The 25,703-nt window shown below is 48.9% G+C and carries 17 protein-coding genes and 1 tRNA gene; 4 read left to right on the top strand and 14 right to left on the bottom strand.

Annotated features, from left to right (window positions below; all coding sequences use genetic code 11):
• Positions 1–42 precede the first annotated feature (42 nt).
• The 9 genes from BZG74_RS11725 to BZG74_RS11685 all read right to left on the bottom strand — a co-directional run bounded on the left by BZG74_RS11725 (position 43) and on the right by BZG74_RS11685 (position 11,119).
• Positions 43–129 (bottom strand) — tRNA-Leu (locus BZG74_RS11725).
• A gap of 291 nt (positions 130–420) precedes the next feature.
• Entirely contained in the window at positions 421–1,341 is a 921-nt protein-coding gene (locus BZG74_RS11720) for a GGDEF domain-containing protein (RefSeq protein WP_077772764.1), read from the bottom strand.
• 16 nt (positions 1,342–1,357) lie between these two features.
• Positions 1,358–6,142, bottom strand: coding sequence for a PAS domain S-box protein (locus tag BZG74_RS11715; RefSeq protein WP_077772763.1), 4,785 nt, complete (start codon positions 6,140–6,142; stop codon positions 1,358–1,360).
• Positions 6,139–7,344 (bottom strand): EAL domain-containing response regulator, encoded by a 1,206-nt coding sequence (locus tag BZG74_RS11710; protein ID WP_077772762.1) that lies wholly within the window; start codon positions 7,342–7,344, stop codon positions 6,139–6,141. Before BZG74_RS11710 ends, BZG74_RS11715 begins: the two co-directional genes overlap by 4 nt.
• A gap of 172 nt (positions 7,345–7,516) precedes the next feature.
• A complete protein-coding gene (locus BZG74_RS11705; RefSeq protein ID WP_201247383.1) occupies positions 7,517–8,041 on the bottom strand; it encodes a GrpB family protein in 525 nt (174 codons plus the stop codon).
• A 66-nt stretch (positions 8,042–8,107) separates the two neighbouring features.
• Positions 8,108–8,455, bottom strand: coding sequence for a DUF805 domain-containing protein (locus tag BZG74_RS11700; RefSeq protein WP_077772761.1), 348 nt, complete (start codon positions 8,453–8,455; stop codon positions 8,108–8,110).
• A gap of 154 nt (positions 8,456–8,609) precedes the next feature.
• On the bottom strand, positions 8,610–8,744 hold the full coding sequence (locus tag BZG74_RS11695) for a DUF2474 domain-containing protein (protein WP_392397592.1): 135 nt from the start codon (positions 8,742–8,744) through the stop codon (positions 8,610–8,612).
• Positions 8,744–9,745: a cytochrome d ubiquinol oxidase subunit II gene (gene cydB, locus BZG74_RS11690; RefSeq protein ID WP_077772760.1), complete on the bottom strand. Its 1,002-nt coding sequence runs from the start codon at positions 9,743–9,745 to the stop codon at positions 8,744–8,746. Before cydB ends, BZG74_RS11695 begins: the two co-directional genes overlap by 1 nt.
• Positions 9,746–9,754: 9 nt before the next feature.
• Positions 9,755–11,119 (bottom strand): cytochrome ubiquinol oxidase subunit I, encoded by a 1,365-nt coding sequence (locus BZG74_RS11685; RefSeq protein WP_077772759.1) that lies wholly within the window; start codon positions 11,117–11,119, stop codon positions 9,755–9,757.
• 150 nt (positions 11,120–11,269) lie between these two features.
• On the opposite strand from BZG74_RS11685, the gene BZG74_RS11680 reads away from it, so the two are divergent.
• Positions 11,270–12,694 carry an aminotransferase-like domain-containing protein gene (locus BZG74_RS11680; RefSeq protein ID WP_077772758.1) on the top strand — a complete coding sequence of 475 codons (1,425 nt, stop codon included), beginning with the start codon at positions 11,270–11,272 and terminating at the stop codon, positions 12,692–12,694.
• On the opposite strand, the gene BZG74_RS11675 is transcribed toward BZG74_RS11680, so the two are convergent.
• Both BZG74_RS11675 and BZG74_RS11670 read right to left on the bottom strand, forming a co-directional pair.
• Entirely contained in the window at positions 12,691–13,509 is an 819-nt protein-coding gene (locus BZG74_RS11675) for a DUF2057 family protein (protein WP_077772757.1), read from the bottom strand. The genes BZG74_RS11680 and BZG74_RS11675 overlap by 4 nt on opposite strands.
• Positions 13,510–13,585: 76 nt before the next feature.
• A complete protein-coding gene (locus BZG74_RS11670) occupies positions 13,586–14,635 on the bottom strand; it encodes a porin (RefSeq protein ID WP_077772756.1) in 1,050 nt (349 codons plus the stop codon).
• Between the two features lie 802 nt (positions 14,636–15,437).
• Between BZG74_RS11670 and BZG74_RS11665 the strand changes: the two genes are divergently transcribed.
• Both BZG74_RS11665 and BZG74_RS11660 read left to right on the top strand, forming a co-directional pair.
• On the top strand, positions 15,438–16,583 hold the full coding sequence (locus tag BZG74_RS11665) for an efflux RND transporter periplasmic adaptor subunit (protein ID WP_077772755.1): 1,146 nt from the start codon (positions 15,438–15,440) through the stop codon (positions 16,581–16,583).
• Positions 16,576–19,704, top strand: coding sequence for an efflux RND transporter permease subunit (locus BZG74_RS11660; protein ID WP_077772754.1), 3,129 nt, complete (start codon positions 16,576–16,578; stop codon positions 19,702–19,704). Before BZG74_RS11665 ends, BZG74_RS11660 begins: the two co-directional genes overlap by 8 nt.
• On the opposite strand, the gene BZG74_RS11655 is transcribed toward BZG74_RS11660, so the two are convergent.
• From BZG74_RS11655 to sohB, 3 genes are all read right to left on the bottom strand, one after another.
• A complete protein-coding gene (locus BZG74_RS11655; RefSeq protein ID WP_077772753.1) occupies positions 19,691–20,614 on the bottom strand; it encodes a TIGR01212 family radical SAM protein in 924 nt (307 codons plus the stop codon). The two genes, BZG74_RS11660 and BZG74_RS11655, sit on opposite strands and share 14 nt — an antisense overlap.
• 142 nt (positions 20,615–20,756) lie before the next feature.
• Positions 20,757–23,387, bottom strand: coding sequence for a type I DNA topoisomerase (gene topA, locus BZG74_RS11650; RefSeq protein ID WP_077772752.1), 2,631 nt, complete (start codon positions 23,385–23,387; stop codon positions 20,757–20,759).
• A gap of 394 nt (positions 23,388–23,781) precedes the next feature.
• Complete coding sequence (sohB, locus tag BZG74_RS11645) at positions 23,782–24,834, bottom strand: protease SohB (protein WP_077772751.1); 1,053 nt, start codon at positions 24,832–24,834, stop codon at positions 23,782–23,784.
• 125 nt (positions 24,835–24,959) lie between these two features.
• Between sohB and BZG74_RS11640 the strand changes: the two genes are divergently transcribed.
• Positions 24,960–25,703 (top strand): YciK family oxidoreductase, encoded by a 744-nt coding sequence (locus tag BZG74_RS11640; protein WP_077772750.1) that lies wholly within the window; start codon positions 24,960–24,962, stop codon positions 25,701–25,703.

Raw genomic sequence — 25,703 nt, 5'->3', positions numbered from 1 at the left:
GTACACAAAAAAAGACCTCAAGCCGAAGCTCAAGGTCTGTATTGGTGCGGAGAGCGGGACTTGAACCCGCACAGCGCGTACGCCGCGAGATTTTAAATCTCGTGTGTCTACCGATTCCACCATCCCCGCTTTTTGAAGTCACATGTGTTAACTAGTTTGGACAACGGTCTATTTTTTCTTGTAAAACATGCACTTACGAATCTATCACCCCACGGGATTTTAAATCCCTTGTGTCTACCAATTCCACCACCAGGGCAACGCAGTTATGCGTGGTAGCACCATAGTCCGCAGACTGTGCTGCGAACGTGGGTGTCCTTTAATGAAATTTAACCCGAGGTCAATAGTCCTGTTATTCTTTTTGATTCAGATGGTTGAAAAGCGAGCAAACAAACTAGGGAGTGGCTGGCTTTCACGTCATAGTTATTGCCGGACACTTTTGATGGCAGCAATCACAGTGACATCCAAGTCATCACCATAGTCGTGTTTTTTGAAGCCAATAGCGACAGGGATCTCAGCCTCACTCAATTCGTTGGCAAGACGTTCAACCATCACTGCCATTTGCTCCTCGGTTTTATTGGCACAGAGCATGGTGTAGATATCTTCCCCCAATCGGGCAATATAGCCACCGTCATGTAAGACACCATTGAGAATGGACACAAACAGGGTGGTCATTGCCGTATCCTTTAAGTGCGTTGATTGGTTGCCCAGAGAAACATCAATAGCCACCACATGCACGGGTGTACCCACCGAGCGGATATTGCTTTCTTCTTTTTCTAAATATAAAGACCAACCTAATCGATTAAGAAAACCGGTTTCATGATCTTTTAATTGTGAGGGTAAAAAACTCATTTGTTTCCGCGAAACGTCGATGTTTTGCAGCTCAAGCTGTAATAGCGTTGAAAGTAATTTAGAGACAAGCTCGATGGTTTCTAACCCATCAGGCGGGATGCGATCGACTGGTTCTGTGTCTATCGCGCACAAAGTGCCAAATAAATTACCATCCGAATAGCAAACGGGTATCCCAATATAAGACTTAATTGTCTCAGCTTGGTAAATTGGCGCGTTCACATACGCGGAGACATTGTCAACATCAGGCGCCCAACGCGGCCCTTCGCCCTGCACCATACGGCTGCACATTGAATCGCTCCACCTGAGAGTGGTCAATTCATCAATACCGTATTTGTTACCTTCTACCTGTAAGATGACCCATTGATCTTCATGCTTGCGAGTCATCATCCACGTCCCGTAGCCAAACTTTTTATTCAAGTATTTGAGTGTATCGCGACTCGCTTTTTCAAAGTGCTCAAAAGGAATTTGGTCTTGCGTGTTGATATGTATCACATCGCGCCTCTTACATTCATTGAATGATTTTTTCTTCCCGCAGATCGGTTTCAATTGCGGTCATCATTGCACTTATTTCGGTAAACACAGTTCTTACTTGTTCAAGATCGTGACTGCTGTTTTCGATGACTCGGAACAGCTCGCTCAAGCGCATCGCCCCACTTGATGCAGATGCGCCTTTTGCCCCATGAGCAATCGCTTTTATTTTTTCATCGTCACCGCCGACAATCGCCTGTTCGAGCGCATTGACATCTGCCGATACGCCGTCCCAGAACATAGACAATATAGCGGACTTCATTTCCTGGTCTGAGCTGCCAATGACTTTCTCGAGCTGACGGTCATCGATGAGCGGTTCCGTATGAGAGACTTCTTCGCTAGTCTGAGCCACTGCGGGTTCGCCCTTTCTCAACGCTCGCCCTCTAAGGCGCAATGCCAACACGCGTTTAAGTGTCTGGATCTCAACAGGTTTGGAAACATAATCATCCATCCCCGATTGCAAGCAGTGATCCGCTTCTCCCACGAGTGCATTGGCGGTGATGGCAATTATTAACGTACGCTCGCGATTTTCTTCAGCCTCTAATCGTCTTATCTCAGCCGCCAATTCAAAACCATCCATTTCGGGCATATGACAGTCTGTTAAGAGCATTGCATACTCCCCTTGATACCACTTCTCAAGTGCCTCTTTGCCATCCGATGTCATTTCAAATTGATAACCAAGCTGTTTTAGCTGCTTGGCAAGAACGAGCTGGTTGGTTGGCTGATCTTCAGCACATAAAATGGTGCCACACGCTTGTGCATCCACTTGACTGCTATCGGCAAAGGCATCGCCATTTACCGCTTCACTCCAATCAACATCCGGGCTTTCAAGCCCGCACATCACTGCAGCGCCCAGTACAAATTCACTGGGTTTAAGGGGATATCGGTTTAACCGATAAGGCCCTGGATACTTATAGGCGTCATTTCCACCTAAATCATCCCCAAGCAATAGGCAACGCACGCCCTGATGTCTTTCCAACATTCTTTCATCTGTTGTAATCGCAATCATAGTATCCGGGTCCCAGTTAGCTGGCACCGTGACTTTTGCATCCAGAATCTCACGGGGGTATAAGCTTTCAAGCAATGCTATACAGGTGTTCTCAAGCGGTTCATGATCGATAAATAAGACAAAAGAAAACGCAGAAAACGGATAACGTCGATTGGTTTCATGGGTTTTGGCGCTACTGCGGGCAGGTACTCGGACTATAAACTCACTGCCTTTACCAAACTCACTCTCAACCTCAATATCCCCACCCATCATATCGACAAATGACTTGGAAATACTCAGTCCTAGACCCGTTCCCCCGTATCTCCGCGTGGTGGAACTATCCGCCTGTGTAAAGGGCTTGAACAGTTTATCCATCTGTTCGTGGGTCATGCCAACGCCAGTATCTCGGATGCTCAACGTAAGCATCTCACTGTCTTGACAATATGCTGTTTTGACAAAGACATGGCCTCCCTCTTTTTCTTTGCTGGTGAACTTAATGGCGTTCCCTAATAAGTTAAGAAGAATTTGGCGCACGCGCACCGGATCAACCAAGATAAAGTCAGGGGTGGCATAGTCATGTGAGAAAAAGAGTTCGACGCCTTTTTGATCAGCGCTAACCCATAGTGCGTCCAAGGTTTTCTCAATTAAGTCGAGTACATTGACGTCGGTCGGGTCCAACTCCATTTGCCCTGATTCGATTTTGGAAAAATCAAGAATATCGTTGATTATCTCAAGTAACGAGAAAGAAGAGTCTCGAATCGTCGACACCATTTTAGATTGCTCTGGCTCCAGAGGCGTTTCTTTTAGTAAATCCACCATTCCAATCACACCATTCATGGGCGTTCTAATTTCATGGCTCATGGTGGCTAAGAAGCGAGATTTTGCCTCATTGGCATTTCTCGCCATCACGGATTCCTTCTCTAACTTGGCTTGTGTCTGTCGATCATGCGTAATGTCTAGGTTGATGCCAAAGAGCATTTCTCGCCCCGACTGATCATCTTTCACCACATTGCCCGCGGCTTTAATCCAACTGATTCGCTGAGTCTTAGGGTGGATCACACGAAACTCAGCATTAAAGACGTTGCTATCGTTTAGTGCCGTTTCTACTTCTTTAATCGCATTTTGACGGTCATCGGGATGAATACACGCCTGCCACACCTCGTAATTTACCGGCGCTTCAGGTGCAATCCCATACAAACGATACATGTTATCGTCCCACTTAAGCTCCCCCGTAGTGACATCCATTGACCAATTGCAAATCCCTCCCGCATCAGAGGCTAACTGCATACCGCGAAGCAGCTCATCTCGCGCCCTTTTTGCAGAGAGCAATTCACGCTCTATTGCTTTACGTTGACTAATATCTTCCAACGCCGCAATAAAATACCTAGGCGAGCCGTCTTCATCCATCACAGTAGACACCGATACCGTGGCCCATAAGGCTTCACCGCCCTGGGTGATATATTGCTTGTCCATGGAAAACGAGCGGCTTTCCCCTATGGTGAGTTGCGCGACTTGCGCATGACTGGTTGAAAGATGATCTGGGTGAGTAATGTCCTGGTAACTAAGTTGTAGCAGCGCCTCTTGGCTATAGCCCAGTATCTCGCTCATTCTGTCATTGACCTCAATAAAATTACCCTCAAGGTCAACACGACATATACCCACTGCCGCCTGATCAAAAGCAGTTCGATAGATGACTTCTCTTTCTTTTAGCGCATATTGAAGACGTTGCTCTCGCTGCTTAACGTCTTCTTCGACTGTGATATCTTTGATAACACCGACAAATCCCTGCGTATCGCCAAACCAGGTTTCGCCAACGGATACCTCAATGGGAAACTCACGCCCGGATTTATGCACACCCTGCAGTTTTCGTGGTGTGCCAATCAGCTTTTTACTCCCTGTTAACTGATATTGACTTATAAACCCATCGTGATGGGCTTTATACTTATCTGGCATCAAAATAGAGGCATTTTCTCCCACCAGCTCTTCACGAATGCGCCCAAAGATAAGCTCCAATGAACGGTTAACTTCGAGAATATTGCCTTGGGTGTCGATCACCACCATGCCATCAAGTGCGGTGTCAAACACCGTCCTCAAACGCCCTTCGGATTCTTGTAAGTCTTGGGTTCGGCGTTGTATTTCTTGTTCGAGTTTAAATTTAGCCTCATCGTCTACCTGCTTAAGCTCCGTAATATCCGACTGCATCCCGATATAATGGGTCAACGAGCCCGCATCATCAAAAATAGGATCGAGGCGTAGACTATTGTAAAAAAGTGTGCCGTCTTTTTTATAATTGCGCACCACTACGGAGCAAGATAAGGCGTTTTTAAGGGCATAGCGGAGGCGTTCAAACTCGGGCTGATCACGATCATCGGCCTGCAAAAAGCGACAGTTTTTACCCACCACTTCTTTCGAGCTGTAGCCTGTTAAGGTCTCAAACGCTTTATTGGCATAAATAATGGGGTAATCTGCAAGCCTAACATCAGAGACGATGATCCCTGTTGCAGTCGCTTCAATAGCGCGACTTTGGATATCTAACTGAAAGCGCTGCTCTTCCGTTTCTCTGATTAAGCTTTCTCGCTCGCTCACCATATCACGCAGTTTGAGCAGCTCACTGGCCATGACCCCCACTTCATCGCCTCTGTCTCGCTGTGGTAGGGAAAAGTTATGCTCGCCCCGCGCCAGTTTTCGCACCGCGGTGCTTAGCTGCCCTAAAGGTTTAAAAACTTGCCGTGATACATAGAAGGCAAGCAGTACAATCAACGACAGCAGTGTGGCAGTCATGATGAAAGAATTTTTATACAGGGTATTGGGCGCAAGCAGCGCCTCCCCCACTTCGACGCGGATCATCGCTGACCAACCCAGTCCTGGATAATCATACGCCCCTTCGGTATGGGCAAACCCGGTGACCTGATCCACTTGTTTCCGATAGTGTGTTGAGATGTTTGACCCCGTTAATCCAGCAACGGCTAATCTCGCCCCTTCGACACCGTTTGTCGCCAAGTTTAATTTACCCAGAACTTGAAAGTCCCTTTGATACGTTGATTCATTTTGTCCGACAGGATCATAATCAACGATAATACGGCCCTGGCGGTCTAAGAGGGTTAATTCCGCACTGACTAGCCCGCGTTTAGCGAGTAAGTCGTAGCTTTCAGCCACAATGGACTCAACGGTAGAGAAATCGACCACATTGACCCAAATACCGACAGGGCGGTTGGCGGTATTACGGATCACAGAAGCAAAGATCATGTCGTAGGAAGAGGCATTGGAGCCGAAAATAAAACGCTCTGGCCCAGTGACATACGTACTATTCGGTTGTTCGGGGGCGAGGGTTTGGCCGTTAAGGATCTCATTGAACCAAACACTGTTCATAATTTGTGCTTGGGAAAGGTCAAGAGGCGGGAGCGATTTACCATGCGTATTTTGGTTATTTATCGCCAGTAATTCGCCCTCCATACTCACAATCGCAATACGACGGTAAACTTTATAATTAGCGATTAACTCGTTAAGGTTTCTTACCGTATTGTCATTTACTTGTTGGTTACTCAGGCTATCTGATTCAATTTCCCCTAGCGACAGAGGAAACGCGCGAGCATCGTGATACCTTTCAAAAAGATTCCTTTCAATCAATCGAATCAGTAGTGCTGCTTCTCGCTCTATGTTAGTTAATGTGCTTTCTTGAAGCAGATCGCGGCCTTTCCAAGAGACCACGGTAACGGATGCCAGCATTAAGCCGCCCAGCATCAACAAAATAATAGGTAGCTTCACAGAAAACTTCATTCACGATTCCCACGCTGAATACTGGCTGTACGCCAATCAAATACATTCAGTGGTTCTGGTTTGGCGTACAAGTAGCCTTGTCCAATGTCACATCCCAGTGCCTTAACAAAGTCACATACGGCTTGAGTCTCAATCCCCTCCGCCACAACGTTTACCCCGATTGCTTTGGCGAGTTGAATACTTTGTTCAACCACAGCCGCAGATTTAGTATTCGATAAACAATCGAGCACAAAGCGCTTGTCCACTTTCAGCTCATCAAAAGGAATCGAATGCAGCTGGGCAATAGACGAATAGCCTGTGCCAAAATCATCGATGGATAATTTAAATTTCATCATTTTTAACCGCAGCATTTGGGTATCAATGGTCGCTTGATCAGTGGTAAAAGCTGTCTCTGTTAACTCACAGATAATCTGTTCAGGACGCAATTGATACTTGGCGGTTGTCGCTTGTAACCACTGGGGAAAATTAGGGGCCTCCAACACTTTGGCGGATATATTAAAGGCAAATGACAAAGTGGCGATATCTTGCCCATATTGATTAATATCTTGGTACGCACACTCAATAACACGCTTGGTCAGATCGGTTATGCTTTCGATATGCTTTTCTGCGGTGGGGATAAACAGGTCAGGAAAAACCATGCTCTCGTCAGGTTTGAACAACCGTGCCAACACCTCAAACCCCTTAAGGCGACCTGAGGACAAAGAAATTTGCGGCTGGAAAAACGCCCTTAGCCCGCCTTTATCTATGTATCCTTTTAATAACTTGGCGGTGAGTGGTGGCAGTGCATGCGGCGCATGGTGAGCCTCCATATCTAGTACACGTTCACTGGCGGTCAGCAGTCGTTTCACTGTTGCAAATGAAAGTGGCTTGGCCACACATTCAATGATATTCAGTTGATAAAGACGCGCCAAATTGGCGGTTGAAGCCAGTACTTCCTCTTCCTCACCACTCATTAATACAATGGCGCCTTGATAGGCTTGTGCGTCTAGAAATTTAAGCACCTCAAACCCATCTTCAATGGGCATATTGAGATCGCAAAATACGCATTGAATCGAGTGAGTGTTTAGGAGTTTTTTCGCTTCGCGACCGTTCTCAGCCTGATAAACGTTTGTAAAACCGAGGTTTTGAAGACATAAAAATAGGGTGTGCCGAACCACTTTCTGATCATCAACAACTAGTATTCCCTGTTGTAAGTCACTCACTCACGGACCCTCTTCGCCCTCTGGAAAAGCAAAAGCCTCAAGGTTCAATACCTCGTGCATACTTCAGTACTATAGACCAACAATAGCGTATGCACTTGAGTGACATCCCCCCATACGACTAAAGTCTAGTGATGAGAGGGAAAAGCGTAAGAAAAGGACTTTGAATTCATATTCAATCACTGATGTCATTAAGAATCGCTTTCACAAACGGCGCTTTATGCTTTACGTAGCTGTCTTGCTCGTTAACGCCTGCTTTTAAAATAGAGCGCTTTTTTTCTTCGTACTCGGCGCGTACATCGGGGTTATCGAGCAAATATTGTTTATATGCCACTTGGCGATGATGCTCATCACTGTTTTTTTCAATCACGTGAGCATGAATCAAAAATCGCTCACCTTGATAGGTCACAGACGCGTCTTTGCGAGGGCGGTGTTCTGGAAACGGCTGCTTACTGTGCTGATCTTGGAAGCCTAGCGCATAGAGGTGAGTGACAGTATCATCGCGCTCGCCAGGACGATACAGAATGGATAAATCAATAATCCCCTTGCCTCCTACTTTCGCTGACGTGGAGCCAAAATGCAGTACCTCAATACGAGGTGTGGAGATATGATCAGACAGGGCTTGGGCAATCTCTAAGTAAATGGGACGCCAAGGCGAAAAGCTGGCAGGAATCAGTTGGTAAGGTTCGATCGCTATCACGTTAGGCTCCGAGGGGACAAAAAGCCGATAATAACATCGGCTTTTAAAATAGCGTTAGGTATGACTTCACGACACACTCAGCGGAGCGGGACCGTAAGGGTTGCTTTCAGGCTCGCCTTCCAACGCACACAACACCAGCAAAGTGATCATACCGATAATAGGGATAAAAGCGATTAGCAGCCACCATGCCGAACGTCCCGTGTCATGCAAACGCCTTGATGTGACTGCCAAGGTTGCCAGTAGTACCGCCAATGAATACACAATGCTCAGCAACACCAGCCCCGTCGCTTCAGCGACAATGTTTAGCGCCAATGAGATGCAAAAGTTAATCAGAAAGAACATCCAATACTCTCGACGATGGGCGCGCCCTGAAAAAGTGGCATAATTGCGCAGCACTTTTAAATACCATTCCATACGTAACCCTATTTTTAGTTGAAAGAAGTGTTCGCACGTATCATAAAACGGACTATCGAGTCAGTACTATTTCAGTGATAAGACATCCGACCGCTTTATCATTAGCTTGAGAAGCTTATCACTGATTCGCCACGTAATAGAAAGTTAACGGCAGCTAACTTTGCAAACCCGCAGCGTGCATCAAAAGCTTAAATAGCCAAGAGACAGCCCCCAATGCCGCTACACTGGCTCCCCAGATAGCGATTAACCAAAGCCAACGCTGCCAAGTCGGTTTTGTCATATCAGCCATCAGTGATAGGCCTCGTCCGGATTCACTTTGCCACTAAAGACACGGTAACTCCAATAGGTGTACATCAAAATAACCGGGATGATAAACACCGCGCCAATCAGCATAAATTGCAAGCTTTGTTGCGGTGAGGCGGCCTGCCAAATTGTGATCTTGGGTGGAATGATATGTGGCCAAATGCTGATGCCCATGCCAATAAACCCGACTAAGGTGACACACAACGCCATGATAAATGGTCGGTGGTGAGCGTGATCAGGGCGGGTGCGCCAGAGACGGAGCAAACAAAAAGCGGTCAATAAAGGAACCGGGGAGAGAATGAGCAGATTTGGCAGACTAAACCAACGGTCGGCAATCCCCGGATACGCGAATGGCGTCCAGACACTGACTATCGCAATACTTATCGCCATCAACACAACCAGTCGACGACTCAAGTGGTACATACGCATTTGCAACGCATGCTCCGTTTTCATGATCAGCCAAGTGGCCCCCAGTAAACCGTACGCAATAATCAGTCCTATGCCGCAAAAGAGAGGAAACGGTGCCAACCAATCGAGGCCGCCACCAGCAAAAGCGCGGCCCTCGACAGGAAAACCTTCAATCACCGCACCCACTGTCACCCCTTGGAAAAAGGTGGCAAAAATCGACCCCGCCATAAAAGCGGTATCCCAAAAGCCATGATGCCCGGGCAAGGCTTTGAAACGGAACTCAAACGCCACACCACGAAAAATAAGCGCCACCAACATCAAAGTGAGCGGGATTGCTAACGCATCGACAATCACGGCATATGCCAAGGGGAAAGCACCAAATAATGCCGCCCCACCCAGGACCAACCAAGTTTCATTGCCATCCCATACCGGCGCGACACTGTTAACCATCAAGTCGCGCTCTTCGCGCTCAGTAATAAACGGCATCAGGATTCCGATCCCCAAGTCAAATCCGTCCATCACGATGTACATTAAAGTGGCAAACACGATGATGCCAAACCAAATCATTGCTAAATCCATGTTTCCCCCTTAGACACGGCCAGAGACAGTTAACGGTTCATGCGGTGTATCATCATGCTGATCCGGACCTAATTTAATTTGATGGATCATATAGATGTACCCCAACCCAAAGACCAAGCCGTACACTACAAAGAAACTGATCAAGCTAATACTCATGTGCAAGTCACCGTGGGCAGACACCGCATCTTGGGTGCGTAAAAGGCCATGCACGACCCAAGGTTGGCGCCCTACTTCAGTAGTTACCCAGCCAGCTAGAATCGCGACCAACCCCGCCGGCCCCATATAGAAAGCAAAACGGAGCAGCCCTTGGTGTTCAAACAGACGCCCTTTATAGCGCTGCCACGCCGCCACTAGTCCAAGTGTGATCATCAATAGCCCTAAGCCCACCATCAGACGAAACGCCCAGAAGACTACGGGCGAATTGGGTCTGTCTTCCGCAGAGAATTCGTTTAGCGCTGGGATTTGCTCGGTCAAACTATGTTTCAAGATCAGACTCCCCAAATAGGGAATTTCTACTTTGTAGCGGGTGGTTTCCGCCTCCATATCCGGTAAGCCAAATAAAATAAGCGGCGTGGGTTCACCATGACTGTTGTCCCAATGCCCTTCCATCGCTGCTATTTTGGCAGGTTGATATTCCAAGGTGTTCAGGCCATGCAAATCACCAATAAACGCTTGAATGGGCGCGGTGAACAACAGCATCCACATCGACATCGAAAACATCCGCTTCACGGCTGGGCTGCGCTGCCCTTTGAGCAGGTGCCACGCCGCCGACGCACCAACAAATAAGGCACTGGATAAAAACGCCGCGACCACCATGTGCGCTAAGCGATAAGGGAAAGAGGGATTAAACACCACCGCGAACCAATCTACAGGTACTACTTGACCATTGACCACTTCATGCCCTTGTGGCGTGTGCATCCAACTGTTGGAGGCTAAAATCCAAAAGGCAGAGATCACAGAGCCCAACGCGACCATGGACGTGGCGAAAAAGTGCAAACGATCACCGACACGCTGCCAACCAAACAGCATCACACCAAGAAATCCGGCTTCTAAAAAGAACGCCGTAAGTACCTCATAAGTCAGCAGCGGGCCGGTAATACTGCCCGCAAACTCGGAAAAGCCACTCCAGTTGGTGCCAAATTGGTATGCCATTACCAACCCAGACACCACGCCCATCCCGAAGTTGACCGCAAAAATTTTCGACCAGAAAAGGTAGAGGGTTTTGTACTCTTGCTCGCGAGTTCTAAGCCATAGCCCCTCAAGCACCGCAAGATAACAGGCAAGACCAATAGTAATCGCAGGAAAAATAATGTGAAAAGAAACCGTAAACGCGAATTGAATACGGGCCAACATAAAGGCATCAAGACCAAACATACGTGAAGTCCACTTCAGTAATTAGACCAACGCGCATGGTAGAAGCTCATTTTTAATGTGCCCATATACAGACGATTCAGATTAACCTATAACAGTTTTATATTGTCAGTGTTATAGTCTGGTTCACTTAGCGGCGATTATGGTAGGAAGATGTCGAAGTATCAGCAGCTTAGCGAGCAGATCAAACAACAAATTCAAGCCGGCATTTGGCATGTGGGAGAAAAACTCCCCTCGCTGAGAAAACAGGCCGCTTATTCAGGGTTGAGTGTTATGACGGTACTTCAAGCCTATCAACTGCTAGAAAGCCAAGGGTGGATTGTTTCTCAATCCCGCTCAGGTTACCGCGTCGCTCCTCATGCCGAACTCGACGATAACAAGCCAGATAGTGCGATTCATCCTGCAGAATCTGTCGATATCAATGACTATATTTTCGATGTGTTGCAAGCCAGCCGCTCGCCGGGCATGGCAAGCTATGGGCATGCCTATGTTGATCCCCTGCTTGCCCCTCGCCATCAAGTAAACCGCTCGCTCACCACTGCGGTGCGCTTTATGTCGATTCATAGTGTGGTCGACAATCTTCCCCCGGGTAATACCCAACTACGTCACCTGATTGCCCAACGCTATGCAGCGCAGGGGATGCAGGTTTCTCCCGATGAAATCGTGATCACCGCGGGCGGGTTGGATGCGCTTAACCTAAGCTTACGCGCGGTCACACAACCTGGCGATTGGGTCGCAGTCGAAAGCCCGGCGTTTTACGGGGCATTACAAGCCCTTGAAAACCGGGGACTCAAAGCGATGGCGATCCGAACACATCCTACAGAAGGTATTGATCTCGATGCACTTGAACGCGCCTTGCAAACCCATCCAATCCGCGCTTGTTGGCTGATGAGCAATCATCAAAATCCGTTGGGATATTCGCTGTTAGACGAGAAAAAAGCACGCCTTGCCGAACTCGTCAAACGCTATCAGGTGTATTTAATCGAAGACGATGTCTATGGCGAACTCTATGATGGAGAACACAAACCGCACCCTACTAAAGCGTTCGATCGCAGCGGCCATGTGTTGCACTGTTCCTCTTTCTCAAAAACCTTGGTCGATGCCTTTCGCCTCGGTTGGGTGGCAGCCGGTGATCAAGCCCAGAAACTACAAAAGCTGCAGCTAATGAGCACAGTGACCACCAGCGTCCCCATTCAACTTGCCGTCGCGCATTATCTTCATAATCGAAACTATGAACACCATCTAAAGCAGCTGCGTCGCACACTGGCTGAACGAAAAAAGGAGACCTATCAGTTTCTGATCGCCCATTTACCGCAAGGCGTTAATGTCATTAACAGCCAAGGGGGGTATTTTTTATGGATAACTTTGCCTAAAGGCAGTGATACCACCGCGCTTTACCACCTTGCGCTCAAACACCATATCAGTATCGCGCCGGGCAATATGTTTGCGACACACGCACAGTTTGCCCATTGCTTTCGGTTGAATGCCTCTTACCCACTCGATCATGCACATAAAAATGCGCTGGCAACCTTATGTGATTTGATTGCACAGCACATTCAAAGCTTGGTAATACGCTAGGACTGGTTTAGTAACCAAGTAAGGATGGCTTTCCGCGAGGTAGCAGTCGCCTGCTGATACCAATATCCCATCATCTGCAAAGGCTGACTTTGAGTGGTCGGCAGTACACCGCTTCCATCACGATGCGCAAACGCCCAATCCGCAAAGTCGCGACGCTCGGCGTCACTCGCTTGCTGATACCAGTAGTTTACCATTGCTTCTGGTTTCTCTTCCTTAGCCTTCACAGAGGTTGGCTGACTAGCGGATACAACGGACTGGCTTTGTTGCCCCAATACTCGCGAAACCTCATCGTAGGCCGCAAGAAAGTAAGCTTTCGGAATCGATAATTGCACCCGATTCCCGCCTCCAGAACTGCTAAATGTGTAGGTTACCTGTTGTTCAGGCCAATTGGCGACGGTATCTGGAGATAATGGAAATGATACATATTGCGTCGTCACACAATGCTCTGTACACGTCTCTGAGGTTACTTGGGTATTTTTAAGCGACACCATTTCACCATTGATGGTGACGTTTTCATACTCTTGATAGTTTTTGAAATACGATACCTCGGTCATCAATCTGGAAGGAGCCACGTCGGGGCCTGCTGACTTATCAACGGGATAGTTCGCCACATAATTCGCACTGGCTTTAACGACATTCGTCCCAGACAAGACCTGAATGTCTGGCGTGATAGATTTCGTCACCACCTGCACATAGTGGCGACGCTCTTTCACTGAACTCGCAACATCATCAAATTGGCTCGACGAATCAAAGCTAGTACAACCGACAATAAGTAGACAACTCGATGCGATCACAAGACGGAAAGTTGCTTTCATACAGCCCCCTTACAGGAATTTAAAAAAACCGGCCATCCTGGCCGGCAAAAAAGAATAGAAAGGCAAAGTGTTACTGTTAAAAGTTATATTCGATACCCAAACGGGCAAACGCTTTTTTGTCCTCTAGATTGCCCGCATCGTGCTGGCCAATACGAAGATAAGGTAAGAAACCATTCTTCGAGTACATCAACTGACCAGCAATGACGGAGTCGCTATCATCGACATCTACATTGTTGTCAAGATCCGAATCACCATTCGCCGCATAACCCAAACGGAATCCCCAAGGCCCGTTCCAATAATCACCGACAACGGATATTTGCTCTTGTTCAGACTCTACACCGTTATAGGTCTTCAGCGGGTCTGAATCACCAACTTTATATACGCCGTCATTGTATTTATAGGCCGCTGAAATCTTAAAGCCCCCTGGAAGGGGTACCTCAATACCGGCTAAATAGGCCTTAGTATCAATATCACCCTCATAATTATCAATATCAGTCTCATAATTAGAGTTGTACTCGTAACCGCCGTGCAGCGTAAAGGCTTCTGCCACTGTATAATGCACCGCAGCCCCAAAGTGGTTTGACCCTTTGCGATCTTTATCACCGCGTCCAACCGAGACATCGAAACTAAAACCATCAAAGTCTGGCGAGTCATAACGGGCAATATCGCCCTTACGATCATAATGCGACTTGGTGTCCGCCCCCCAGTCAAAAACGCGGCCTAACCCAGGGTTCGAATAGGGCCAATCAACGACCTCGTACATTGGCGTCAACATACGACCAAAACGCACTTGCCCCCAATCCCCTCTCATACCAATGAAAGTATCACGATTACCTAATGTTGCGCCTGTGCCATCTTCACCGACATACCCTGATTCGATTTGCATGAAGATATAGACATCTTCATTAAACGCCTTACCGGCTCGAACCCCGACGCGAGATTCATTCTCATAGTCGTAGCCGTTACCATCTTCTTGGTTGAAGGCTGAAATAGCCGCAACACCATAAAGGTCGACATTGTAGTCAGTCAAAACACCAACCACACCTTCGTGGTCGGCGGCCATTGCACCAGTTGATCCTAATGCAACCACTGCACTAATAAGCGAACGCTTAAAAATCTTATTCATGAAAGACTCCTGCTATCTGCAAGATACGGGTTTTGCCTCGTTGATTTATTAAGTTTTGTCGAGTGCAAAACCGATTTGAAAGCTAAGAAACATATTTCAGCTTTCCCCCGCTGCTTACACATTTCGTGTAGCCACACCTTCAGACTAATTACGCAAAGAAAAATATCAATCACGGCTTAATTTTTAATGCGAATAATATGAACTAGAGCATGTTTTTGACCGTTTTATGACATAGATCTTATCCAGCAAAAAACAAAAAAGCATTATAAACAACAACTTAAATAAAAAAACCAAAAGTCACCGTACCCGCAGACAAGCACTTCATGCAAACAATATGGAATAAATATCATAAAACATGGATATAAAATCACGTCAAAAACGACAAAAACCGTCCAACTTATTTTTATTACGAAATTAACGAGAGAAAAATGGATAAGGGAAGGTATTTTTTTACATAAAAAAGGTTTTATTATCGTTAAAAACGGCAAAAAGACGCATAACATCGAGGGGGCATGTAATTTTATTATGAAAAATAACTACGATTACGACTGGATTTACTTCTCGGTACTCATCCGTGACAAAACCTCGTCTTGGCACTTAGACGTTGATGCGCCGTCGTCCAACGATCGCTGTTGCATATCAAGCCGTACTGACCCCTGTGGAAAAACTGATGCGCATCAAAAGTTAGGTTGACCTGTCATTCAATCCACAAATTCGCGTGATAAATTAGTCAATGAAGCGTTAAGCTCACCCTAAAGCGCAACATATCACCACGCTATGGCGAAAAAGGATCCCGGCATTAATGAAAGGACTACGTTGGTTTTTACCCCTTATAATTCTCGGTCTTGGCTACCTCGGCTATACCGCCATCGCGGCAACAAAGTCCGCCCCCCAACAAGGTGACGCGGCACCACCACCGCCGATTGTTGAAACACGCGTTGTGCAGCCCACACAACACCAAGTGCTCTTGCGGGCCCACGGCGAAGTTACCCCGTTAGAAACCACACAGCTTTCTGCCCAAGTGTCGGGTGAAGTGGTTACGTGGCATCCAAACTTCGTTGCAGGTGGCATTGTTAAGCGTGGCGAGGTGCTGCTTTCCATTGAGCCAGATAACTATCAAGCCGCAGTGTTAACTGCCGAGGCCGATCTGGCCAGCGCCAAAGCAGCGCTAATTGAAGAACAAGCCCAGGCAGCGGTGGCAAAACGTCAGGCAAAAAGCCTTCCTCCCTCACAAGTCACCGATCTCTACTTACGCAAGCCACAAGTACTCAGTGCAAAAGCCCGGGTAAAATCAGCGCAAGCAGCGTTAAAACGCGCACAACGCGACTTAGACAACTGCCAAGTGACTGCCCCTTACGATGCACTTGTGGTGTCACGCGACATCGGTACCGGCCAATACATCAGCGCCGGGACGCATGTAGGCACGCTTAACAGCGTTGAAGCTGCGGAGATCCATCTCCCAATCGCTGGCTTCGATAGCCTTTTTCTCCCCAAGCCATTGCCAGGTACTGATGTGCACTTAGTTCGCAACGGCAGCGAACCGATTCAACGCCAGGCAAAGCTTGTGCGCGATCTAGGCATCGTCGAGCAAAGTACGCGAATGATGCGAGTGGTAGTGCGCCTTGACGACCCATATGGCATTCAATCGGCTCAGCCAGCTCTTCCTTTTGGCAGCTATGTCGAAGCAACCTTCAAAGGAAAGACGTTAGAGCGCGTATTCAAACTGCCTCAGTCTATAATCAATAACCGTCAAGTGTGGGTGGTTGATCAAGCCGGAAAACTCTCCCCTCGCACTCTGCGTGTCGTAAGAACCGAAGGTCAATATATCTACGCCGATCAGGGGCTGACACCGAATGACCAAGTCGTTACGACACCGCCAGAGTTCCCAGAGCCAGGCATGACAGTACGGCTGTCATCCGAGGTATCAACGGAGGGCGACGATGAGTAACACTGACGCACACTCGCGCGGGATCATTGCCTACTTCGCCCACAACCCTGTCGCCGCGAACCTGATCATGGTGTTTGTTCTGGTTATGGGGGTGGCCAGTTATTTTTTCATTCAACGCCAGATGTTCCCTAACATCGAGATCAACTATATCCATATCACAGCGGACTATCCGGGGGCATCTCCACAAGAGGTCGAAGAAAGTATTCTGGTTAAAGTCGAAGAGGCCATTAAAGATGTCACGGGCATTGAATCAGTGGTTTCAACCGCGCGGCGTGGCTTTGGCCAAGTAGAAATCGAAGTCGATGTTGGCGAAGATCTTAACCAAGTGCTTGATAGGGTCAAACAAGAAGTCGACGCCCTCTCTAACCTCCCAGCATCGATGGAGCCGCTGAACGTGGCGCAAGTGGAGTTTCGCCAACCCGTTATTCAAATGGCGGTGGTGGGCAATAAGCCACTGACTGAGCTTAAGCGCGCGGCACAGGATATTGAAGACGAACTCCTCCAGCTTAAAGACGTCACCTTGGTGGAGCTCAGTGCCCCCACCTACGAAATTGCCATCGAGGTGGCACCACGCATTCTGCGCAAGTATAACCTCACGCTTAACCAGGTGAGTGATGCCATTGCCCGCTATTCCGCCAACTTCTCTGCCGGTGAAGTGCGCACCGATAGCGGAATGATTGCGATTCGTGTCGAGAATCAACGCTACCGCGGTGATGAATTTCGCCAGATCCCAATCAAAATTGGCCCCAACGGCAGTCAGCTGTTGCTGCAGGATATTGCCACGATTAAAGATGGGTTTACGGAGGGCGAACGCTATTTTAAATACTCAGGGAAAAACGCAATTTTTCTCTCAGTGAACGCCACAGCGAGCGAAAACATGGTCACTGTCGCTGATGCAGTCAAAGGTTACATACAAAACAAAAACGCAGCATTGCCCGCCGGGCTCGCGCTCAAATCGGTGGTAGACATGACACACTACCTCAACGCGCGCCTTGATATGATGCTGAAAAACTTATTACAAGGTGCTGTACTGGTCGCTTTGCTACTCACATTATTCTTGCGCTTCAAACTTGCGCTCTGGGTGCTTATCGGTTTGCCTGTCTGTTTTCTTGGTGCCGTCATGCTAATGCCAGTGATTGGGGTCAGCATCAATATCGTCTCACTGTTTGCGTTTATTATGGTGCTGGGGATCGTCGTCGATGACGCGATCGTTATCGGTGAAAGTGTCTATACCGAAGTGGAACACAAAGGCGGCGGCATTCAAAACGTTGTCGCAGGCGCGCAGCGTGTTGCCACCCCTGCCACTTTTGGGGTACTGACCACCATTGCAGTGTTTGCTCCCTTTATTATGTCGAGCGGCCCTGAACGCGCTTTTTTCTTTGGCATCGCGTCAATCGTCATCTTGTGCCTTATCTTTAGCTTGGTAGAGTCGAAGCTTATTTTGCCCGCTCACTTGGCGCATACCCACTTTTCCGCGCCCAAACCAAATAGCTTCCGACAGCGCTTTAATCGGCAATTTCATCGTTTTGTGAATGGACCATACCGCCGCGCCGTCACTTTCGCGGTACATTGGCGCTGGTCGGCTTTCGCATTATTTGGTGCCTTATTAGCTATCAGTATTTCATTGGTGGTCGCCAGTCATGTGCGTATGGTCCCCACGCCCAAAGTCCCGCATGATTTTCCCAATATTCGGCTGGAGATGAACAACAATGCGTCCAGTGAGCAAACCATTGCTGCGCTTAAAGCCATTGAAGACATGGTTTATCACGTCGATGCAAAGACAGAGGAAGCAACAGGGCAAGCCATGGTGCAAGACACCCTGGTGTTTAACGAAGGACGAACATCTGGACAGCTGGTGATCCCCTTAGTCGATGACACCTTGCGCCCCTTTACCACCTTCGAGCTATCTCGGCGCTGGCGCGAGGCGATGCCGGAGATCCCAGGGGTTAAAAAACTCACCATTCAAGATGACGTGAATGGTGGAGAACAAGGTGATGAGTTCGGTTTTCTATTATTTGGCCCTGACATTGACACACTTAACGCAGCAGGTCGCGCCTTGATGTCTCGCCTGAATCAACAAGCTGGCCTTTTTGATATCTCCTCGTCAATCGATTCAGGTAGTCAGGAAGTATTGATCTCCCTCACCCCGGTCGCTCATGATTTGGGGTTGGATCTCACCACCATTGCCCAGCAAGTCGGTGGAAGTTTTTACGGGGGCGAAGCACAACGCCTAATCCGTGACGGTGAAGAGATAAAAGTCATGGTTCGCTACCCCAAGTTAACCCGGGAGGCCTTTTCATCACTACGTTACGCGGTGATCACCACCCCAACCGGTCAACAAGTTATGTTAGGCGATGTGGTTAAACTTGAACAGCAACCTGGGGTGAGTAGCCTGCGCCGCGAAGCAGGATTTAGAACGGTTTATGTCTATGGGGCAATTGATGAAGAGTTAGTCGAACCCAATCAAGTGGTTGAGACCATTCAACAATCGGTGATCCCTGAAGTTTTAGCCGATTATCCGGATGTTACCAGTGAACTCAGTGGCTCAATTGAAGAGCAGCAGGCACAGCAAGATGAACAAAAGCTGTTCTTTGTCGCCGGGATGATTGTAGTCTATGCGTTATTAGCCGTGCCCTTAAAAAGCTATACGCAACCGCTGATTATCATGTCGGTGATCCCTTTTAGCTTAACGGGCGCTATTTGGGGACATTATTGGTTTGATATCGATTTAAGTATGATGTCGACCTTTGGTTTGATTGCCGCAGCAGGCGTGGTGGTCAACGATGCGCTGGTGATGACTGACTATATTAATCGAGCGCGTCACGCGGGGGTTGCGATCAAAAAAGCAGTGATCGACGCAGGCTGTGCCCGTTTTCGGGCGATCACACTGACGTCTATCACCACCTTTGCGGGCGTGTTACCCATCATGTTTGAAACCAGCCTGCAAGCAAGATTTGTGATCCCGATGGCCGTCGCACTTGGCTTTGCGGTGATGTTTGCCACCTTGCTGACGCTGTTCTTGGTACCGTGTTTATATCTGATGTTGCAAGATATTGGACAGCTGCTGCGCCGGCTCACTCCCGGCGTTTCCTCATCACAGTCAAAGCCTAACGCGCAATAAAAGCAGTTCCGAGCGCAGCGCCTTGTGCGCCATGTTTGTCCAGCTGGTTAGCAATGGCCGTCATCGCTAGCCAGCGATTTTCGCACCATGAAGGGGCCAGTAACGTTGGTGGGCGCGCGTTCGCAGACACGCGATGATACACCACGTCAGGGGGCGTTCGCTGGATCATCATCGTGGCACTGTCAACGTAGGCGTCTAACGTGATGTCGCTTTGACGTCCCGCCCGCCACGCTTTCGCCATGGTACTGCCCTCTACAATATGCAAAGGATGCAATTTGATGCCATCGGTGCCTGTGTTCACGACACGGTCAATCGTTGTTTGATGGTCGGTGATACCCTCACCAGGCAAGCCAACAATCAAATGCGTGCATACTTTGATACCGAGCGCACGAGCTTGTCGGGTGATTCGCTCGTACACCGCCACATCATGGCCGCGATTAATGCGCTTCAACGTCTTATCATGCCCCGTTTGCAAACCAAGCTCTAGCCAGACTTCAAACCCTTGTTGACGATAGTCCGCCAACAGCGTTAACACCTGGTCAGGCACACAATCTGGCCGTGTACCGACACACAGCCCGACCATGTTTTCACGCGCTAATGCTTGCTCGTACAGGGCCTTTAATCGCTCTACTTCATCATATGTACTGGTGTAGGCTTGAAAATACGCCAGATAACGACGTGCTCGGTCTACTTCTTTGGCGCGTAGGCGCAATTGATCACTAACGGATTGGTGCTGCGCGGTTTCATCGGAAAACGATGCGACATTGCAAAAGGTACAGCCTCCTCGCCCGAGCGTGCCATCGCGGTTTGGGCAGCTAAAACCCCCATGCAAAGTGAGTTTATGGACGCGTTCGCCATAGCGGTGTTTTAAATCTTGGCCAAGTGTATTGACGAGTTGGTGCAGCTCCATGACGCCTCAGCGATAAAAGACAAAGGCGAGATTCTAACAACTGTTGTCGAGGAGATATTGGTGCGGATCAAGCAAGAGCGAGCTTGTCCTAAAACAACAAACCCGCCTTGGTGGCGGGTTTAGTCGTTGGCGGGTATACCGATTAGGCTTTGGCTTTCTTCTTGCGCTTATCAGTGACTTCCCACTGGCCATCAACAAAGAAGGCTGACCAGCCTGTAGGTTTACCGTCTTCCTCGCTGCGCACGTAATTCTCTTTTGTTTTACGTGCAAAACGAACCACAGTAGGACGCCCATCGGGATCTTCCTGCGGGGCATCGGCAAGGTATTTAAACTTGTCCGAAATGCGGTCTTTAAAGCGGTGAAGCTCTTCCACCAGCGGTGCACGCGTTTCACGAGATTTCGGGAAATTACTCGCGGCCATGAACAGGCCAGAAGCACCATCTCGCAGCACAAAGTAGGCGTCCGAGTTTTCACATGGCAGCTCTGGGAAGTGCACCGGATCCTCTTTCGGTGGCGCCACGTCACCATTTTTGAGGATCTTACGCGTGTTTTTACATTCCTCGTTAGTGCAACCCATGTATTTACCGAACCGGCCATTTTTCAGCACCATGTCGTAACCACATTTGTCGCACTCCACCACAGGCCCATCATAGCCTTTCGGCTTAAACTCACCTTTTTCAACTACATAACCTTCACAGCTCGGGTTATTACCACACACATGCAGCTTGCGATGCTGATCAATGAGGTAAGAGTCCATTGCCGTTTCACAAATCGGGCAACGCTTCATCGCCCGGAGATCTGCGGTTTCAACGTCCTCTTCGAGCACATTGACGATGCCATCTTCATCCATCAAATTGATGGTGGTTTTGCATCGCTCTTTCGGTGGTAATGCGTAGCCCGAACACCCGAGGAACACCCCAGTCGATGCGGTACGAATCCCCATTTTACGTCCACAGGTTGGACAGTCGATATCTGTCATTACCATGTAGTTGGGCTTCATTCCGCCTTCGTCTTCATCCTGCTCCGCTTGCTCTAGCTCAGCGGTAAAGTCAGCAAAGAAATCGTCAAGCACCGCTTTCCAGTCGGCTTGACCTTCAGCGATTTTATCGAGCGACGCTTCCATGCGAGCAGTGAAGTCGTAGTCCATTAAATCGGCAAAGCTTTGGTTGAGACGGTCTGTGACAATCTCGCCCATTTTTTCAGCATAGAAGCGACGATTTTCGACTCGCACATATCCACGGTCTTGAATGGTGGAAATGATAGAGGCATAGGTAGACGGACGACCAATCCCCGCTTTCTCTAACTCTTTGACCAAAGCCGCTTCGGTATAACGGGCCGGTGGCTTGGTAAAGTGCTGCTTGGGATCAAGCTTATCGAGTGTCAGTGACTCACCCACCTCGACCGCTGGCAACGTTTGATCTTCGTTTTTCCCAGAAGGTCGCTGTACCCGAGTCCAACCGTCAAAACGCAGCGTACGTCCTTTCGCTTTTAAGGTGTAATCGCTCGCATCGACCGTCAAGGTAGTCGAGTCATATTTTGCCGGTACCATTTGGCAGGCCACAAACTGACGCCAGATCAAGTCGTACAGGCGATGCGCATCGGGATCCATCCCCTGCAAATCATCGGCATTTACACTGACATCTGACGGACGAATTGCCTCGTGCGCTTCTTGCGCGTTGGCTTTTGCCCCATAGACGTTGGCCGACTCAGGTAAGTATTTCTCACCGTATTCGCTGGCAATGTGACCACGCGCTGCCTCGACCGCCTCTTTACTGAGGTTGGTCGAGTCGGTACGCATGTAAGTGATATAACCGGCTTCATAAAGACGCTGGGCCAGCATCATGGTTTTCTTCACCCCAAAGCCCAGGCGCGTACTTGCCGCCTGTTGCAAAGTTGAGGTGATATAAGGCGCTGATGGTTTGCTGGTTGACGGGCGATCTTCGCGATCACGCACCTCAAAGCTGGCGCGCTCAAGCGCCGACACCGCCGCCATTGCCTCTTCTTTGTTCTTCGGCTTAAACGCCTTACCGTTTTGCTGCGCCACGAGCAAACGCAGTGCTTGCTCTTTCGGCGTGAGCGTATCGGCGTGCACATCCCAAAATTCTTCGGGAATAAAGGCTTTTATCTGATGCTCACGTTCAACAAGCAGCTTGACCGCGACCGACTGCACACGACCGGCCGATAAGCCTCGCGCCACTTTTTTCCACAGCAGCGGTGAAACCATAAAGCCCACCACACGGTCGAGGAACCGCCGCGCTTGCTGCGCATTGACACCGTCGATATTGACGTCACCCGGTGCTTCAAACGCCTGTGTGATCGCATTTTTAGTGATCTCATTAAAGACCACGCGTTTGAAGCGGTCGTTATCACCGCCAATCAGTTCGCGCAGGTGCCAAGCAATGGCCTCCCCTTCGCGGTCCAAATCCGTTGCGAGATAAACGTTGTCGGCTTTCTCAGCCAGTGACTTAAGCTCGGCGACGACTTTTTCCTTACCGGGCAACACTTGGTATTTCGCTTGCCAACCATTGTAAGGATCAACGCCCATCTTGTTGATGAGCGCCTTCTGTTCTTTTTCTTTTTTAATTCGCGCTTTTTCTTCGGCGCTGAGCCCTTTCGTGGACACAGGTGCGGCCTTTTTACCGCCTTGCGTCGCTCCAGTTGGCAAGTCACGAACATGCCCGACACTCGACTTCACCACGAAGTCTTTGCCGAGATATTTGTTGATCGTTTTCGCCTTTGCTGGGGACTCCACGATGACGAGAGATTTGCCCATAATGACCTAATTGACGCCCTTTGCGCTAAAACTGTCGAAAATTCGTTGCGTTTCACTCCCATGCTGGAGTGCCGCTTTCTGTTTACAATATTGAGCGAGTCTAGCCGAATATCAACTAAATTCGCAGCAAAACACGCTGATTGCTCGTCCCTTCCGCAATTGTTAATCAATTGTGAGAGGGATGTATCTATGCTTCTTGATGCCACTTTCCGGTAAAAAACGCGCTAATCATTACCATTGCCACACGTAAAATAGCTAAATGGATGCGGTAATTTTTGGCTTGGCTCACATTATTATTGGTATTGAGCTAATTATTGTACGTATTTGCTTAGCGCACTGTGCGTAAACACCGGCCTCCCAGTATCACGCCGTGCGCGTGCTGGGAGGCTGAGGGCTATACGAGCGGGCGCTGCCCACGACTGATCCATTTTAGCAGCACACGATCGGCCACCTCCGCGGATGCGCCAGCAAGCTTTTCAGCAATGTTTTTACGCTGATGGTAAGACACCGACAGCACTTTTCGCTCGTTATTCGCCGCCTGGAACAAATACTCGTCGCTGGTACAGACCTGGTCAATCAATCCCAGATCCAATGCTTGGTTACCAAACCAGTGTTCACCGGTGGCAACCTTATCGACATTAAGAGACGGGCGGTATTCGCTGATAAACGCTTTGAACAGACCATGGGTTTCTTCCAGCTCCGTTTTGAACTTCTCGCGTGCTTTATCAGTGTTTTCACCAAACATGGTTAGCGTGCGCTTAAACTCGCCGGCGGTCAGCTGCTCAAACTCGATATCGTTTTTCTTGAGCAGCTTGTTAAAGTTGGGCAGCTGGGCAATCACCCCAATCGAGCCAATGATCGCAAACGGCGCTGCAATCAACTTATCCGCGACGCATGCCATCATATACCCACCGCTTGCCGCTACTTTATCGACCGCCACGGTTAAGGGCACGCCTGCTTGACGGAAGCGTGCCAGCTGAGACGCCGCTAGGCCGTAGCCATGCACCATACCGCCACCACTCTCGACGTTGACCAAGACTTCGTCCTGTTCGGTTGCTACCGACAAAATCGCCGTCACCTCTTCGCGTAACGCCTCCACTTCGCGGGCATCAATGCTGCCTTTAAAGTGGATCACGAACAGTTGTGGATCTCGTTGAGCCGATGATTCGCTCTGCTTTTTGGCTGCGGCTTTTTGCGCCTTTTCTTCCTTTTTCTTGGCTTTTTTCTCGTCTTTCTCTCGCGCTTTTAACGCCGAGTCATTGTACAAATGCTGCTCTAGCGATTGACGATAGTTTTTAAACCGCTCAGTCAAGTCAGTGAGCTTCAGGCTACCTTTTTGCCCCCCTTTGTCGCTCGCGGCGCGCACTAAAGCGACCAACACAAATGCCGCTAATAAGAAAGTGACGACTTTGGCCAGAAAAAGCCCATAATCCGCAATGAAATCCAATGTTGTATCCTCTTTTTTATCGCTACGTTGGCAATGCCGTTAACCGTACATCACGCACTTGGTTGTCACACTTTATCTGCAACCTTACAATAATCTACGTTTAACAATAAATAAGGATTTATATCGTGGACTACCAAGTAAGCTCAAACGCGCTTGAAGGGCGTGTGATTTTGGTGACCGGTGCAGGCGCTGGCATTGGCCGCCAAGCCGCACTTAGCTATGCAGAGAAAGGGGCCACTGTCATCCTTCTCGGCCGCACCGTGAAAAAACTTGAAGCAGTATACGATGAAATTGAAGCAATGGACGCACCGCAACCTGCGATTATCCCATTAGATATGCTGGGTGCCACGCGTCAGCATTATTTGGATATGGCAGATACGATTGAGCAGCAGTTCGGGCGCTTAGACGGCGTGTTGCACAACGCTGGCCTTCTCGGTGTGCTTAGCCCATTCGATCAAATTGATGAAAAGTCACATGACGATGTGATGCAGGTGAATGTCAAAGCCACCATGCTGATGACGCAAGCCCTGTTGCCATTATTGAAAAAGTCTGACGATGCCCGCGTGGTGTTTACCACATCGACTGTCGGCCACCAAGGGCGTGCTTATTGGGGCAGCTATGCGATTTCTAAGTTCGCGACCGAAGGCATGATGCAAGTGCTGGCAGATGAAATGTCTGATACCAAAGTACGTGTCAACGCGATCAACCCGGGTGGTACCCGCACCAGCATGCGCGCGAGCGCTTTCCCAGGGGAAGATCCAGAAACACTGAAAACACCATTGGATATTATGCCGCTCTATCTGTACCTCATGGCGCCAGAGGGCATCAAGGAGCATGGTCAGTGCATTGATGCGCAGCCAAAACGTTAA

The sequence above is a fragment of the Salinivibrio sharmensis genome (genome assembly GCF_001995985.1).
GTDB lineage: Bacteria > Pseudomonadota > Gammaproteobacteria > Enterobacterales > Vibrionaceae > Salinivibrio > Salinivibrio sharmensis.
The sequence above is the reverse complement of the archived record's forward strand: the minus strand, read 5'-3'. Positions and strand labels throughout refer to the sequence as shown.